Source organism: Cellulomonas sp. 73-92 (assembly GCF_001898175.1).
Taxonomy (GTDB): domain Bacteria; phylum Actinomycetota; class Actinomycetes; order Actinomycetales; family Cellulomonadaceae; genus Cellulomonas.
Map to the genome: position 1 here is coordinate 129324 of NZ_MKTH01000002.1, position 14773 is coordinate 144096.

Consider the following 14773-nt stretch of genomic DNA (forward strand, 5'->3'; position numbering starts at 1 on the left):
GCTACCGCCGGACGACCGCCGTCCCGGCGGAGCGGTCGTGCAGGCCGCGGCCTTCGTCGTCCTGGATGGCCGGGGGCACGACGAGGCACAGCAGCAGCGTGCGCACGGCCGCGCGGCCCAGGCCGGGTGCGCGTCCGTCGTCGGGCAGCGCCGTGCCGTCCGCGTGGACAACGAAGCGGCGCACCCGCAGGCCGAGCAGCCGGTGGCCGAGCGTGTGGCCCAGCAGGCCGACGAGCAGCACGTTCTCCACGGCGAAGATGGCGAGCGTGGCCGTCGAGTCGCCGGAGACCACCGGCAGCACCGCGTGCGGGTCGCGGAAGAAGATCGACGAGATGAGCAGGCAGGCCACCCAGTCGACAACCAGCGCGGCGAGCCGGCGGCCGAAGCGCGCCGGCGAGCCCGCACCCTCGGCCGGCAGGCCGGAGCCGGCCGACGGCTGGGGCGACGTGCCCTCGAGCCACGACCCGATGTCCTTGCGCTCCACCACGGGGACCAGCCTAGGCAGGGGCTGGCGCTGCTTCGTCGTGCGCGAAAGTGTTACCCCCGGGCACACTGCGTAACACCCGCGAAACGACGGCGGCACCGGGACGACATCCCGCCCCCCTAGCCTCTGGCTTGCCCGGTCGCGGGCTCAACCAACCGAGGAGCAGCGGATGTTCACGAAGCCAGAGGAAGTCCTGGCGTTCATCAAGAGTGAGGACGTCAAGTTCGTCGACGTCCGGTTCTGTGACCTGCCCGGCGTGATGCAGCACTTCACCGTCCCCGCCGCGGCGGTCGACGCCGACTTCTTCGCCAAGGGTGTCGCCTTCGACGGCTCGTCGATCCGCGGCTTCCAGGCGATCCACGAGTCCGACATGGGCCTGATCCCGGACGTGACGAGCGCGTACGTCGACCCGTTCCGCGTCGAGAAGACGCTGAACCTCAACTTCGGCATCGTCGACCCCTACACGGCGGAGCCGTACAGCCGTGACCCACGCCAGGTGGCCGCGAAGGCCGAGGCGTACCTGCGCTCCACCGGCATCGCCGACACGGCGTACTTCGGCCCGGAGGCCGAGTTCTACATCTTCGACTCGATCCGGTACGCGACGAGCGCCGGCTCGGCCTTCCACTACATCGACTCCGTCGAGGCGGCGTGGAACTCCGGGCGCGAGGAGGAGGGGGGCAACCTCGGCCACAAGATCGGCTACAAGGGCGGCTACTTCCCCGTCCCGCCGGTGGACCAGTTCGCCGACCTGCGCGACGAGATGGTCGTCGAGCTGGAGAAGCTGGACTTCGGCATCGAGCGCGCGCACCACGAGGTGGGCACCGCCGGCCAGGCCGAGATCAACTACAAGTTCGACACGCTGCTCCGCGCCGGCGACAAGCTGCAGCTGTTCAAGTACGTCATCAAGGGCGTCGCGCACGAGAACGGGCGCACCGCCACGTTCATGCCGAAGCCGCTCTTCGGCGACAACGGTTCGGGCATGCACTGCCACCAGTCCCTGTGGAAGGACGGCGCGCCGCTCTTCTACGACGAGAAGGGCTACGGCGGCCTGTCCGACCTGGCGCGCTGGTACATCGGCGGCCTGCTCAAGCACGCGCCCTCGCTGCTGGCGTTCACCAACCCGACGGTCAACAGCTACCACCGCCTGGTGCCGGGCTTCGAGGCTCCCGTGAACCTCGTCTACTCGGCCCGCAACCGCTCCGCCTGCATCCGCATCCCGGTCACCGGCACCAACCCCAAGGCCAAGCGCCTCGAGTTCCGCGTCCCGGACCCCTCGTCGAACCCGTACCTCGCGTTCTCGGCGATGCTCATGGCCGGCCTCGACGGCATCCAGAACCGGATCGAGCCGCCGGAGCCGATCGACAAGGACCTCTACGAGCTGCCGCCGGAGGAGCACGCCCTGGTCAAGCAGGTGCCGGGCTCCCTCAACGAGGTGCTCGACAACCTCGAGGCCGACCACGACTGGCTGACCGCTGGCAACGTGTTCACGCCCGACCTCATCGAGACGTGGATCGACTACAAGCGCTCCGCCGAGGTCGACGCGCTGCGCCTGCGGCCGCACCCGTACGAGTTCGAGCTGTACTACGACTGCTGACACTCTAGGCCGGGTTGACCTCGTTGTTAACCCCTAGCGGACATCGAAAGTCCGCAGAGAGTCCGCAAGACTAGCCGGAACCGAGGCCACCCGCGCTGTGATCGCTGCTCCGATCGCCGCGCGGGTGGCCTCTTCCGTCTCCGGCCACAGATGCGCGTACGTGTCGAGCGTCGTCTTCGCGCTCGCGTGCCGCAGCCGCGCCTGCACCACCTTGACGTCGGCGCCCGCGGCAATGAGGACCGACGCGTAGTAGTGCCGAAGATCGTGGTGCCGGAAGCCATCGGGAAGCACCCGCGCGCGAGCCGCGGCCGCCTCGTCCGGCGGCGCCTCAGCCGCGGCCTTCACGAGCGCCGCCCGGGCCGCCACCATCGCACGCTCAACCGCCCACGGACCGACCTGCCGGCCTAGCCCATCGTGCAGCACCCACGCCGTGCCGTCAGGCACGTTCGTGGCGAGCATCGCTGCGAGCGCAGCTGGGATCGGCACCGCGGTCGAGCTCGTCGCCGTCTTCAGCGCCTTGGCGGGGTACTGAACCGCCGGCGTGATGATGCCCGCGACGAAGTCGACGTCAGAGGACCGCAGCCCGCACGCTTCCGCGATCCGCAATCCGGCGAACGCGCCCAGGAGGATCGCCGGGCGCAGATGCTCCGGCATGGCGTCGTGCAGCGCCCACACCTGGGCTGTGGACGCCACGTAGGGCCGTTGCCGGCCCATCGGCGGGGACGTGCGCCTCGAGCACGGCGAGCGGGGCACCAGGCCATCGTGGATGGCATCCCGGTACACCTGCGCCAGCCTCGAGTGGACGGCGTACACCGTCGAGTCCGCCAACCCCTGCGCCTTCATGTGCGCGGTCCACGCCTTCACGTCCGACGGCCGCACGTCGGCCAGCCGCCTCGACCCGAAGGCCTTGCGGATGTGGTTCGCGTGCACACGGGCCTGCCGAAGCGTCGCCGGCGCGCGCGACGCGTAGCCCTCGAGCCACGTGTCGAGCCACGCGTTCACGGTCAGCTTCGCGGCCTTCGGGTCGACGTGCGTGCCCGTCACGATCGACGACGTGACCCCTCTGAGCCAGTCGTCACCGTCCTTCTTCCGGTCGAAGTGGCGCGTGTGCTCGATGCCATCGGGGTCTCGGTACCAGGCGCGCCAGACCTCGCCAGCCGGCTCCCACGCCCGCTTACCCGTCTCCGGGTCAAGGACCGGCGCCCCATCCGCGTCGGTGAGGTAGCGGCGCCGCACGTACTTCCGGACCGTCGACACGTGACCCATCCCCTCGGTGTTCAGTTCCGAACACCTGAGGATGCGCCTCAACTACGACAAGCCCCAAACGGCCGCGCCGCTGTTGACAACCACCAAGCCATCCGGTCCTTCCACGCCCACTGGCGATGCCGTGCGCCCAAGAGCGGGTGGTAGTAGACAACGTCGGAGCCGAGTGCAACACTCTCCGCAAGTTCGTCGTGCCCGGAAGCATCCGGCACGCATCCAAAGAGCCCTGAGCCATCCGGCCAGGGCTCTTCGCATATCACCACCCACCCAAGCAGCCCGAGAGCGCGACGCCGCTCCCGGGCTTTTCTATGCCCAGGAGAGGCCAACATGGAGTTGCTCACCATCACCGAGGTAGCGGCCGAGCTGCGTGTGCCCGTCGCGACCGTGCGTTCGTGGCGTGCCGCCGGCCGCGGCCCCAAGTCCTTCAAGCTGCCCGGCGCCCGTCACGTCGTCTACGCCCGCGCCGACGTCGAAGCCTTCATCGAGGCCGGCCGCAACGGCGTCCCCGACAACCGATGACCCGGCGCAGTCGTCTCCCCGGCCAGGAGCGGGACAGGCTCACCGCGGCGGCACACCAACTGCTCGACGCTGCCGGGATCGCCGCGTCACCGTCCCGCGTCCGGCGACTCGTCGCGCACCACCAGCGCGCCGGCACGCCGCTGGACCTGGCCCGCGTCATCGCCTATCTCGACCCGACCGGCGAAACCGCGGCCCGCCACGTCGACCGGGAACGAGGACGGCGATGAAGACGAACGCACAGTACGAAGCCGAAATGGCGTGGATCGGCCGCGCCGTGTCGCTACGTGACGACGGTCGATTCGACTACGCCGAGTGGGCCGTCATCGTCTCGCTTGTCGTCGACCCGCACATCCCGCTCGACACCGTCGCCGAGGTCAACAACCTGACGCGCGACGAGATTGACCGGGCGGTCGCCGCGCTAATCTCGCCGCCCGAGGGCTCGCGTCACCCCGCCATGCTCGAGGTCGCGATCGACCCCCAGGGACGGGCGACCTACTCCGTGCTGCTCGACGCGGTCGTCTGATGGGATCCACCAACGCGCTCGCCGCCTACGCACGTTGGGCGGACCAGCTACCCCACCGAGCCCGCCACGTACTCGTGTGGATGGCGCTGCGATCGCTCGACCACGACGGCGACAAGGGCCAACCCGCACGGCTCTACTTCGCCGGCCCCGACGAGCTCGCCACCGCGATCGGCTACGACATGGCCACCGCCGAGAGTCGCCACGCCGGCCTCAACAAGGTTGCCGAGGACATCGCCCTCCTCGTGAAGGTGGGCGCGATCGAACGCATCGAGCGGGGCCGCTCAGGACACCGCGCCGTGTACCGCCTACGTGTCGACGCAATCCCCAGCACCACCGCCACGGTGGTGCAAAAGGACCACCGCCACGGTGGCGACAGCACCACCGCCACGGTGGTTAGTTCACCACCGCCACAGTGGTCCCTAGGAGAAGTAGGAACCACGAAGGAGAACGACCAGGAGCCACCTTCATCATCGCCCCGGTCCGAATCTCACCAGGGGCCGGCCGAAAGCGATGATGACGCCGAGCTCGCCGCCGCCCTCAGCACGCTCGCGCCACTCCCGACCGCCCGGTACTTGGCGCTCAAGCGCCAAGCACGCAGCACGCTCGGCCGGGCCGCGCTCGAACGCGACGTCGTCATCGCAGCCGCTCGGGCGGCGAACCAATGACCGCCACCTGTGTCTGCGGCCACACCCAGCGGATCCACGGACCACGCCCCGGCCTCGACGACGCCGGCCCCGAATGCCGCGCCACCCGCTGCGACTGCCCCAGGTACGACGACGCCCGCGAAGCCGAACGACGAACCGCCCACACCGAGCTCACCGACTACCTCTTCGCCCTGCGGCGCAACGGGCTGCTCATCCCGTGCCTCGTCGGATCGAACGAACGCCGCGCGCTCTGGACATCCGAGAACGAGACCGACCAGCACCGCGCCGCCATCCTCTGCGTCCCCTGCCGCGCCGTGCACGAGTGCGGGCGCTACGGACGCGTGCACGAACCCGCCGGCGTGTGGGGCGCCACCACCGAACACGAACGACGACGCGACCGAAAGGACCACCAGTGAGCGACCGCTACGACCTCACCGGAACACTCGCCCTGCTGCTCAACCTCGAACCCGACACACCCGAGTGGCTCGCCTTCACGGGCATGACCCGCGACGAACTACGACGCCTCGTCATCGCCGCCGCCGTCACCGTCCGAGTCCACATCAACTCGATCACCGCCCGGCCCGACGCCGTCCGCCTGCTCGCCGCGCTCGACGCCGAGACACCACCACGCGCCGAAACCTGAGCCGGGTTTTTAGAGTGCGACGGCAGATGACCGCACAGTCGCCACGAAAATCTCTCTCTCCGGTAGCGAAACCGCAGGTCAGCGCCCTAGTAGGCAGCGTGGGCGGCGGATGTTAGCATCGCGGTGCGCCTGAAGTTCGTAGGGCGCATGCATCGCCTGGCTGAACGCCGGAGCCGGCCCGCGCGGGTTGTTGTCCGCGCCTCGAGTGCCGCTGCCACCACCTTCGCCGGATGCGCCCGTGATGCCTGTCGCACGCCGGAGCCCGACGCCGGAGCCCTGATCTTGGGCCACCACCTTGGGAACCACCTGCCGCGATCGCGGAAGTCCCTGGTTCGCGCCGGTTGCGTGTTTCCATCGTGAACGCCGGAGCCCTCCGTTGTTGAGGCGCCACCACCTTCCCTGAACACCACCCGCCTTGCGTGAGCCATGTCCTTTCGGCCCCGCATTCACGCGGGAGACGGTGGTGAATCACATGGCTAGGAAGCTTTCGGACGATCTGCGGGCGTCGTTGAACGCGCTGGTTCAGGAGCGTGAAGGGCTGCTGAACGGTCCGGCGGAGAAGTTCGACCAGGCCGCGGAGAAGCGCACGCGCGATCTGACCTACAACATCGACGGTCTGCGTGACCGTATCGCCGAGGTCGAGGCGCAGGAGGCACGTGAGGACGTCCTCGCGGCTTCGCGGGCGGCGCTGGGTAGTGGCTACATCGCGGCGGTCAACGGTGTCGTTGAGGGCAACGAGCGGCGGTCTGCGGGCGGCGTGCTGGTCGCGCCGGCGTACGTCACGCGTGAGGAGCCGGTGTACCGCCGGGATGACGCCCTGCGAGGTCTGTCGTCGTTCTTCCGCGACACCTACAACGCGACGAAGGGCGATTGGGCGGCCGCGGAGCGCCTGCACCGCAACAACGAGGCCATGGGCCTCGAGGAGCGTGCGGAGGCTCGTGCGCTGTCGACGTCGGCCGGTGCGGGTGGGAACTTCGCTCCCCCGGCGTGGCTCATCGAGGACTGGATCGCGCTGGCGCGTCCTGGTCGCGTGACGGCGGACCTCCTGCACAAGGAGGCGATTCCGTACGGGGTGTCGTCGATCAACCTGCCGTCGGTGGCGTCGGGTGCGACGACGGCGGTGCAGACGACGCAGAACACCGCGGTGTCGCAGACGGACCTGACGACGTCGACCGTGACGTCCGGCATCACGTCGATCGCGGGCAAGCAGATCGTGGCGCAGCAGCTGCTGGACCAGTCGGGCATCCCGTTCGACCAGGTGATCCTGGGCGACCTGGCGGCGGACTACACGAAGCAGCTGGACACGCAGGTCATCAACGGTTCCGGCTTGTCCGGCCAGTTGAAGGGCCTCATCGCGTGGGGTACGCCGGTGACGTGGACGCAGGCGTCCCCTGTGGTGGCGGGCACGACGCCGGCGGCGTCGTTCCAGGCTCAGGTGACGAAGATCGCGGTCGCCGTGGCGAACACCCGGTTCGCGCCGGCCACGCATCTCGTGATGTCGCCCGAGCGGTGGGGGTGGATCACGGAGGCGGTCGACTCGCAGGGCCGGCCGCTGGTTCCTCCGGCCGGCGGCGGCTCGACCCTGAACTCGTTCGGGTCGGCAGAGCTTCCGACTGCGCAGGGTCCGGCGGGGTACTTCGCTGGCCTGCCGGTCTTCACGGATCCGGCGCTCACGGTGGCGTCGGGCAACGAGTACGTCCTCGTGATGCGCGCGGACGACGCGTGGCTGTGGGAGTCGGAGCTCTACGCCCGGTCCTTCGATGCCCCGTACAGCGACTCGATGGGTGTCCTGTTCCGGGTTCACGCGTACTCGTCGCTCATCACGCGTTACCCCGCTGGGGTGCAGGCGATGACGGGTACGGGCCTGGCGAAGGTCACGCTCGGCTGACGTGAGTCGTTCCCGGTCGGACTGTTCGGGGTCCGGCCGGGAATGGGTGCGAGGCGCGGTCTTCGGGGATTCGGGCCCCTGGGACCCCTCGCAGCAAGGCGGTACTCCGGCCCGGGCAACAACTGTCCAGGCGCGGCCCGGGCCGGAGTACCGCCCGTCCACTTCCTTGCTCGTGGAAGGGGGTTCGACGTGCCGTCGATCCTTGAGTACATCATCTCGGCGAAGGACGATGCGTCGAAGACGTTCGAGCATGTGGCGGCGGCTGCGGAGAAGCAGACGAGCACGTGGTCGAAGCTCGGCGCCGGCGCGAAGGTGGCGCTTGCGGGCGCTGGGCTCGCGGTCCTCGATCTGGCGAAGCACTCTGCGGAGGCTGCGGAGGCCGACGAGGTCGCGAACAAGCGGATCGAGCAGATCAACACGTCGATGGGCCTGTTCGGCAGCAGCACCGACGAGGTTTCGAGGCGGATCGAGAGCTACGCCGAGAAGGTCGCGCGGGCGACCGGCGTCGACAACGGGCAGATCAAGGCGACGCAGGCGAAGCTGCTGACGTTCAAGGATCTGGCGTCGTCGGCGGACGAGGTCGGCGGGAACTTCGACCGTGCGACGAAGGCAGCTGTCGACCTGGCGGCGGCTGGGTTCGGGTCGGCCACGGACAACGCCGCCCAGCTGGGCAAGGCGTTGCAGGACCCGGTCAACGGCTTGACGGCGCTGCGTCGTGTCGGTGTCACGTTCACCGATCAGGAGCGGGCGCAGATCAAGGCGATGTACGAGGCCGGCGACGCGGCCGGTGCGCAGAACCTGCTGCTGAAGGCGATCGAGACGCAGGTCGGTGGCACCGCGGAGGCGACGGCGACGGCGTCGTCGAAGATGCATGAGGCGTGGGGGCAGCTGCAGGAGAAGATCGGCGCTGGCCTGTTGCCCGCGTTGAACGGGCTCGCGAACGCGGGCAACAAGGTCACGACGTGGCTGATGGACACGCCCGGCGCGATGCCGGCGGTCGGGATCGGGTTGGCGGCGATCACGCTCGGGCTGACGGCGGCGAAGCTGGCGACGATCGAGTGGTCGGCGTCGTTGTTCGCGAACCCGATCGTGTGGATCGCGGCGGCCGCCGCCGCGGCGATCGTGGGCCTCATCCTCGTCGTGAAGAATTGGGGCGCCATCTCCGCGTGGCTGAAGAACGCGTGGGCTGTGGTGGCCGACTGGTTCGGCGGGGTGTGGGAGCGGCTGAAGTCGGGCGCGTCCGCGGTGTGGGGTGTCCTGAAGACGGTCTTCGGGTGGACGCCGCTGGGGTTCGTCGTCGAGCACTTCGGGGCCGTGATCGCGTTCTTCGAGTCGATCCCCGATCGGGTGCGGGCCGGGTTGGCGACGGTCGGTGACGCGATCACCGCGCCGTTCCGGTCCGGGTTCGGCGCGATCGCGCACCTGTGGAACAGCACCGTGGGCCGACTGTCCGTGCACATCCCGGCACTGCACCTTGACTTCTCGGTCCCGACGATCCCAGGCTACGCGACGGGCACGCCGAGCGCGGCGGCCGGGTGGGCGATGGTCGGCGAGAACGGGCCCGAGCTCGTACGGATGCGTGGCGGAGAGCAGGTGCTGACGGCGCGCCAGACGGCCTCGGTCGGCGGCACCATCCGGCTGCACCCCGACGACATGCGCACGATCGCACGCCTCATCGGCCAGGAATCCGCCGACGCGGTCTACGCCGGCGCGGGTGCGGTGATCGCCGGTGCGCAGCGATCAGCGGCGAACACGAGCCAGACTCGCGGACGGGTGTGGTGAACGTGAGCGACGACCTGCCGGTGACCCAGGCGTGGGCCGACGCCTTCACGTTGGGCGGCTTCGACGCAGCCGACCAGCTGCAGCGAATGGCGGCCTCCGCGGACGAGGACCCGCTTCGGGTCGCCGAGGTCATCATCGGCTTGCAGACCGCCGCGGCCACGGCCACCGGGGTAGCGATCCGAAAGCTCGAGGAACGCATCGCCGCGCTCGAGGCGGGCCGCGGTCTGGACCGCGCGACGTAAGAAGGCCCCCCAGGGGGCCTCTCAGTGTGCGCGCTCAGACCCTCTCGCGCAGCCTCGACAACGACTCGACGTGCCCGTCCCCGTAGATGGCGAGCGACTGCGACAGGTGGTGACCGGTCGTCGTGACGCCACGGTGGACGCTGACCGCAACCGCCGGGCGGGCGCCGTCGTACGCGGTCCACGTGTGCTCGGTGCACCAGTCGACGCCGCCCGGGCAGCCCAGCGCCGCCGTGAGCCTTGCGGCCTCCCGACGCAGCCGCCACGCCTCGTCCTCTGCAGCCTTCGCCCGGCTGCAGAGCTCTACCGCCGCTGCGAGCGACTCACGCGTCGCCTCGTCGAACGTCACTGTCGTCGTCGTGCTCATGGTCGTGTTCCTTCCGGTGTCAAGGCTCCTCAGAGTCCGCAGAGAGTACGCAACATGTCCAACAACGACCGTTGGCGACCGTCATCCCGTGAGGGTATTTGCGCACGTCGGAGCCACTTGTAAACAACTGCCGCAGACAGTCACCACCACGGGGGTAGTTCGAGCTGTACTACGACTGCTGACCGCCTCTAGGTGTCAGGGGCCCGTGGCTGCTCCCACGGGTCCCTGACTCGCGGCCCCGGTTCGCCTTCGGGCGGGCCGGGGCTTCGTCGTCTGTGGACGACGAACGACGGGCAGCCGTTGCCATGCACTATGCATGTCCGTATGGTCGATCTCATGGGGACACTCCAGGTGCGCGACGTGCCCGACGACGTGAGCCGGGTGCTCAAGGAACGCGCCGCGGAAGCTGGTCAGAGCCTGTCCGAGTACGTGCTCGCGCTGCTGCGAACGCAGGCGCGGCGGCCCACGGTGGAGCAGTGGCTCGACCGCGTCGCATCGCGGGAGCCGGTCGACCTGCCCCCGGATGCCGGGGCCGACGCCCTGCGAACGGCGCGTGAGGAGCGTCAGCGCGGGCTGGGGTTGCTGTGACCCTGGTGCTGGACGCGTCCGTGCTCCACGACCACCTGCTCGGAGGCCGACGAGCGCCGCTCGTCGCCTCGGCCGTCCGCGCGCACGACGGTGACGTGAACATCCCTCACATCGCGATCGTCGAGACCCTCTCGGTCCTGCGTCGGCTGACGCACCAGGGGCTGCTCACGGTCGCACGCGCACGGCTGGCGCTCACGGACCTGGTTGACGCACCGTTCACGCGCTGGCCTGCCGATGCGCTGCTGCCCCGGATCTGGGAGCTCCGGGACAACCTCAGCGCCTACGACGCGACGTACGTCGCCCTCGCGGAGTCCCTCGACGCGACGCTGCTCACCGCGGATGCGCGGTTGGCCCACGCCTGCGCGCGCCACGCGCGATGCAGCGTCTCGCTCGTGGCGGCGCCGACCGAGGCCTGACCACCGATCGACTACTTCAATTTCGTGAAGAAGCCGAGCGAACCCGGGACCTTGCCCTTCGACGTCTGCCGCACCGCGCGCACCGCCGGCGAGTACAACCCCAACCGATACTTGGCCCGCTGCTTGACGCGGCTGGGTTTGATCCACGCCTGCACCTGGCTGATCCCCGCCTGGCGCTTGACCCGGCGCTTCGCCGCTGTCACTCCGAGCAACGTGGCCAGCGACGGCTTGCGATACCGGACGAGCTTCACATCGCGATCCTGGCACCGGCCTCCGACGACGAGCAGGTGAGATTCGGCCTTCCGGGCGACATCCGGCGCAGGGCCGACCGTTGGGAACCACCCGCCGTCCTACGCTGAGGCCCATGCCCGCCGACGCGTTGCGCCTGCCTGCCGAGGCGCGCGCCCGGGCGCTCATCGACCAGCAGCTGACAGCCGCCGGCTGGGTGGTGCAGGACCGCAAGGACCTCAACCTGTTCACCGGCGAGGGGCAGGCCGTCCGTGAGGCGGTGATGGCGCCGGGCCACGGCCGGGCGGACTACCTGCTGTACGTGGACAAGAAGGTCGTCGGCGCGATCGAGGCCAAGCCCGAGGGCACGCCGCTGTCAGGGGTGGAATGGCAGTCGGCGATGTACGCCACCGGTCTGCCGGAGTTTCACCGCTCCCGCGCGGTCGAGGTCGGCGGCCGCCTGCCGTTCGTCTTCGAGGGCGTCGGGCAGCGAGACGCACTTCACCAACGGCTTCGACCCCGAGCCGCGGGCACGTCTGCTGCGCGGCGGCTTCCCGCAGCCGGCCACCTTGGCGCGCATCGTCCGGGCCGCGCACGACGACCCCGACAACCCCACTTGGCGGGCCAAGGTCCGCCACCTGCCGCCCCTCGACGTCGCCGGGTTGCGCGACGCGCAGGTCGACGCCATCCGCGGTGTCGAACGGTCGCTGGCCGCCCAGCAGCACTCGCGCTCGCTGGTGCAGATGGCCACCGGCGCCGGCAAGACGTACACCGCGGTCACCCTGGCCTACCGGCTGCTGAAGTTCGGCGGCTTCAACCGGGTGCTGTTCCTGGTGGATCGTCGGACGCTCGGCGAGCAGGCCAAGAGCGAGTTCATGAACTACCGCACGCCCGACGACGGTCGCCGGTTCACCGAGATCTACCCGGTCGACATGCTCACCTCAGCCGGGATGCTGGCCTCGACCTCGGTGGCGATCTCCACGATCCAGCGGGTCTACAAGGTGCTGGCCGGCGGCGAGGCACCCGACTACGACGATCCCGCGCTGGACGGCTGGACCCCGGACACCCCGGTCACGGTCGGCTACAGCCAGGCGCTGCCGCCGGAGGCGTTCGACCTGATCGTCGTCGACGAGGCGCACCGCTCCATCTACGGGTCGTGGCGCGCGGTGCTGGAGTATTTCGACGCGCACGTCGTCGGCCTGACCGCGACGCCGGGCAAGCAGACGCTCGGCTTCTTCGAGCAGAACCTCGTCGCCGAGTACACCTACCCGCGGTCGGTGGCCGACGGGGTCAACGTCGACTTCGACGTCTACCGTATCCGCACCCAGGTCACCGAGCAGGGCGCCAGCATCGAGGCCGGCACCACCGTCCCGGTCGTCGACCGGCGCACCCGCCGCCAGCGCTACGAAACGCTCGACGAGGACCTCGACTACACCGCACCCCAGCTGGACCGCGCCGTGACCGCACGGGGTCAGATCCGCCTGGTGCTCGAGACCTTTCGCGACCGGCTGTTCACCGAGATCTTCCCCGGCCGGTCCGTGGTGCCCAAGACGCTGATCTTCGCCAAGGACGACGCTCACGCCGAGGAGGTCGTCACCCTGGTGCGCGAGGTGTTCGGCAAGGGCAACGACTTCGCCGCCAAGATCACCTACACCGCTACCGACGCCAAGGGCGAGCTGCAGGCGCTGCGCACCTCCCCCGCCCTGCGCGTGGCCGTGACAGTCGACATGATCGCCACCGGCACCGACGTCAAACCCCTGGAATGCGTGTTCTTCCTGCGCGACGTGCAGTCGGCCCGCTACTTCGAGCAGATGCGCGGACGCGGCGTGCGCACCATCACGCCGGCCGACTTCCAGGCCGTCACCCCCGACGCCACCGAGAAGACCCGGTTCGTCATCGTCGACGCCGTCGGGGTGACCGAGCACTCCTTCGTCGACCCGCCCCTGGACCGGATCAAGTCCATCTCGCTCAAGCAGCTCCTCGACAAGGCCGCCACGCTGACGCTGACCGAGGCCGAGACGGCGACGCTCGCCTCCCGGTTGTCCGCACTGGAGCTGCAGCTGACGCCCGACGAACGCACCGAACTCGACCACGTCGCAGGCACCCCACTGCGCGACGTTATCCGTGGCCTGGTCGACGCCGTCGACCCCGACCGGCAGGCCGCCGCCCTCGCCGACAACCCTCTCCTTCCGAGTGAGACGGTCCTGGCAGGGCTGCTCGAGGAGGCGATCACGCCGCTGGCCGCCAACCCGGAGCTGCGCGCCCGCATCCTCGAGCTGCGCCAGACCCACGACCGCGTCATCGACCAGGTCACCGCCGACGTCCTGCTGGACGCCCACGGCGTCGTCGACCCCACCCGCGCCAAGTCCATCGTCGAGTCCTGGCGTGCCTACCTCGACGAGCACCGCGACGAGATCACCGCCATCCAGATCGCCGGCGAGGCCAAGACCCGCGCCATCCCGTTCGGCGCGATCAAGGAGCTCGCCGACCGCATCGCCCGCCCGCCCCACAACTGGACCGTCGACACCGTCTGGCACGCCTACGAAGCCGTCGAGGCCGGCACCGTGCGCCACAACGACAAGGCCCGCCTCACCGACCTCGTCTCCCTGCTGCGCTACACCTTCGGCGCCGACGACGAGCTCATCCCCTACGCCGACAAGGTCCACCGGCGCTACACCGGCTGGCTCGCCCAGCAGCAACAGGCCGGCGTCGCGTACTCCCCCGTCGAACGCTGGTGGCTCGACCGCATGGCCGAAGTCATCGCCTCCTCCGCCACCCTGACCGACGACGACCTCGACTCCGCCCCCTTCACCGAGAAGGGCGGCATCGACGGCGCCCTGCGCGACCTCGGACCCAAGACCGAAACCCTCATCACCCAGCTCAACCAGGAACTCACCGCATGACGACACTTCCCGACGGTTGGCGCGCCGAAGAACTGGGATCGATTTGTCGGGTCTACTCTGGCGCAACTCCAAAGACGTCGGTCGCTGAGTACTGGGGTAACGATGTCCCTTGGGTAACGCCGGCAGACTTGGCGCGTGACCGTTCGCAGGCTCTTTCACACGGCGCACGGGGTCTCAGTTGGAGTGGTTACCGCTCTTGTGCCGCGCAACTGGTGCCGCGCGGCTCCGTTGTGGTTAGTTCTCGGGCGCCAATCGGCTATGTGGCGATCGCTGGTGCGGAACTCGCGACGAACCAAGGGTGCAAGACCGCGGCACCACCCGGGTACCTCGACTCCAAATACTTGTACTGGTACCTCGTGCACTCCAAGCCAGACCTCGAAGCACGGGCAAGCGGAACAACCTTCAAGGAGATTTCCGGCAAGGAGTTCGGCCGGACCGTCCTAAGGTTCCCCGACCTTGACAAGCAGCGGCAGATCGTCGACACCCTCGAAGACCACCTCTCCCGCCTCGACGCCGCAGCAACCGACCTCGCAGCCGTTCGCCTGCGAAGGGATCGTCTCGCTCAAGCGGCGGCGGATGAGTTGTGGACGAGGTCAGCAGCGAGCGCCCCATCTCGTCGCCTCAGCCCGGATCCGCCGGGGTGCTTTCGTGAGGGGTCGGGGTCCGGCTTTCGTGCCGGTTTGGGTGTGGGG

General features: G+C 69.4%; 17 protein-coding genes. 13 read left to right on the plus strand and 4 right to left on the minus strand.

Going from position 1 to position 14773, the window contains the following annotated elements; translation table 11 throughout:
• Window position 1: 1 nt before the first annotated feature.
• Window positions 2-487 (minus strand): RDD family protein, encoded by a 486-nt coding sequence (locus BGO37_RS00895; protein ID WP_291751211.1) that lies wholly within the window; start codon window positions 485-487, stop codon window positions 2-4.
• Between the two features lie 166 nt (window positions 488-653).
• On the opposite strand from BGO37_RS00895, the gene glnA reads away from it, so the two are divergent.
• On the plus strand, window positions 654-2078 hold the full coding sequence (gene glnA / locus BGO37_RS00900; protein ID WP_291751213.1) for a type I glutamate--ammonia ligase: 1425 nt from the start codon (window positions 654-656) through the stop codon (window positions 2076-2078).
• 33 nt (window positions 2079-2111) lie between these two features.
• Here glnA and BGO37_RS00905 read toward each other — a convergent pair whose 3' ends face one another.
• Window positions 2112-3314 (minus strand): site-specific integrase, encoded by a 1203-nt coding sequence (locus BGO37_RS00905; protein ID WP_291751215.1) that lies wholly within the window; start codon window positions 3312-3314, stop codon window positions 2112-2114.
• A gap of 354 nt (window positions 3315-3668) precedes the next feature.
• On the opposite strand from BGO37_RS00905, the gene BGO37_RS00910 reads away from it, so the two are divergent.
• From BGO37_RS00910 to BGO37_RS00945, 8 genes are all read left to right on the plus strand, one after another.
• Window positions 3669-3860 carry a helix-turn-helix domain-containing protein gene (locus BGO37_RS00910; RefSeq protein ID WP_291751217.1) on the plus strand — a complete coding sequence of 64 codons (192 nt, stop codon included), beginning with the start codon at window positions 3669-3671 and terminating at the stop codon, window positions 3858-3860.
• A gap of 223 nt (window positions 3861-4083) precedes the next feature.
• Window positions 4084-4383 (plus strand): hypothetical protein, encoded by a 300-nt coding sequence (locus BGO37_RS00915; RefSeq protein ID WP_291751218.1) that lies wholly within the window; start codon window positions 4084-4086, stop codon window positions 4381-4383.
• Window positions 4384-4463: 80 nt separating this feature from the next.
• Window positions 4464-5048, plus strand: coding sequence for a hypothetical protein (locus tag BGO37_RS00920; protein WP_291751220.1), 585 nt, complete (start codon window positions 4464-4466; stop codon window positions 5046-5048).
• Window positions 5045-5443, plus strand: a complete 399-nt coding sequence (locus BGO37_RS00925) for a WhiB family transcriptional regulator (RefSeq protein ID WP_291751221.1) — start codon at window positions 5045-5047, stop codon at window positions 5441-5443. Before BGO37_RS00920 ends, BGO37_RS00925 begins: the two co-directional genes overlap by 4 nt.
• Window positions 5440-5670 (plus strand): hypothetical protein, encoded by a 231-nt coding sequence (locus BGO37_RS00930; RefSeq protein WP_291751224.1) that lies wholly within the window; start codon window positions 5440-5442, stop codon window positions 5668-5670. The genes BGO37_RS00925 and BGO37_RS00930 overlap by 4 nt, the downstream gene beginning before the upstream one ends.
• A gap of 472 nt (window positions 5671-6142) precedes the next feature.
• Window positions 6143-7558, plus strand: coding sequence for a phage major capsid protein (locus BGO37_RS00935; RefSeq protein ID WP_291751226.1), 1416 nt, complete (start codon window positions 6143-6145; stop codon window positions 7556-7558).
• Window positions 7559-7747: 189 nt separating this feature from the next.
• Complete coding sequence (locus tag BGO37_RS00940; protein ID WP_291751229.1) at window positions 7748-9340, plus strand: hypothetical protein; 1593 nt, start codon at window positions 7748-7750, stop codon at window positions 9338-9340.
• 2 nt (window positions 9341-9342) lie between these two features.
• Window positions 9343-9582, plus strand: a complete 240-nt coding sequence (locus tag BGO37_RS00945) for a hypothetical protein (RefSeq protein ID WP_291751230.1) — start codon at window positions 9343-9345, stop codon at window positions 9580-9582.
• Between the two features lie 34 nt (window positions 9583-9616).
• Here the strand turns inward: BGO37_RS00945 and BGO37_RS00950 are convergent, their stop codons facing one another.
• Window positions 9617-9946, minus strand: a complete 330-nt coding sequence (locus BGO37_RS00950; protein WP_291751232.1) for a hypothetical protein — start codon at window positions 9944-9946, stop codon at window positions 9617-9619.
• A 336-nt stretch (window positions 9947-10282) separates the two neighbouring features.
• On the opposite strand from BGO37_RS00950, the gene BGO37_RS00955 reads away from it, so the two are divergent.
• Window positions 10283-10534 (plus strand): hypothetical protein, encoded by a 252-nt coding sequence (locus BGO37_RS00955; RefSeq protein ID WP_291751235.1) that lies wholly within the window; start codon window positions 10283-10285, stop codon window positions 10532-10534.
• The gene (locus BGO37_RS00960) at window positions 10531-10950 is read left to right on the plus strand and encodes a type II toxin-antitoxin system VapC family toxin (protein WP_291751238.1); all 420 of its coding nucleotides are present in this window, start codon (window positions 10531-10533) and stop codon (window positions 10948-10950) included. The genes BGO37_RS00955 and BGO37_RS00960 overlap by 4 nt, the downstream gene beginning before the upstream one ends.
• An 11-nt stretch (window positions 10951-10961) precedes the next feature.
• Here BGO37_RS00960 and BGO37_RS00965 read toward each other — a convergent pair whose 3' ends face one another.
• A complete protein-coding gene (locus BGO37_RS00965) occupies window positions 10962-11201 on the minus strand; it encodes a hypothetical protein (RefSeq protein ID WP_291751241.1) in 240 nt (79 codons plus the stop codon).
• A 546-nt stretch (window positions 11202-11747) separates the two neighbouring features.
• On the opposite strand from BGO37_RS00965, the gene BGO37_RS00970 reads away from it, so the two are divergent.
• Both BGO37_RS00970 and BGO37_RS00975 read left to right on the plus strand, forming a co-directional pair.
• Window positions 11748-14081 carry a DEAD/DEAH box helicase family protein gene (locus BGO37_RS00970; RefSeq protein ID WP_291751243.1) on the plus strand — a complete coding sequence of 778 codons (2334 nt, stop codon included), beginning with the start codon at window positions 11748-11750 and terminating at the stop codon, window positions 14079-14081.
• Window positions 14078-14773: restriction endonuclease subunit S (locus BGO37_RS00975; protein ID WP_291751245.1), on the plus strand; the 696-nt coding region annotated here is incomplete at its 3' end. The genes BGO37_RS00970 and BGO37_RS00975, both read left to right, overlap by 4 nt.

What these genes read in the sequence shown, in the direction of transcription:
- glnA (WP_291751213.1), top strand. Translation starts at nt 654, where the DNA reads ATGTTCACGAAGCCAGAGGAAGTCCTGGCGTTCATCAAGAGTGAGGAC.
- BGO37_RS00910 (WP_291751217.1), top strand. Translation starts at nt 3,669, where the DNA reads ATGGAGTTGCTCACCATCACCGAGGTAGCGGCCGAGCTGCGTGTGCCC.
- BGO37_RS00915 (WP_291751218.1), top strand. Translation starts at nt 4,084, where the DNA reads ATGAAGACGAACGCACAGTACGAAGCCGAAATGGCGTGGATCGGCCGC.
- BGO37_RS00920 (WP_291751220.1), top strand. Translation starts at nt 4,464, where the DNA reads ATGGCGCTGCGATCGCTCGACCACGACGGCGACAAGGGCCAACCCGCA.
- BGO37_RS00925 (WP_291751221.1), top strand. Translation starts at nt 5,045, where the DNA reads ATGACCGCCACCTGTGTCTGCGGCCACACCCAGCGGATCCACGGACCA.
- BGO37_RS00935 (WP_291751226.1), top strand. Translation starts at nt 6,143, where the DNA reads ATGGCTAGGAAGCTTTCGGACGATCTGCGGGCGTCGTTGAACGCGCTG.
- BGO37_RS00950 (WP_291751232.1), bottom strand. Translation starts at nt 9,946, where the DNA reads ATGAGCACGACGACGACAGTGACGTTCGACGAGGCGACGCGTGAGTCG.
- BGO37_RS00955 (WP_291751235.1), top strand. Translation starts at nt 10,283, where the DNA reads ATGGGGACACTCCAGGTGCGCGACGTGCCCGACGACGTGAGCCGGGTG.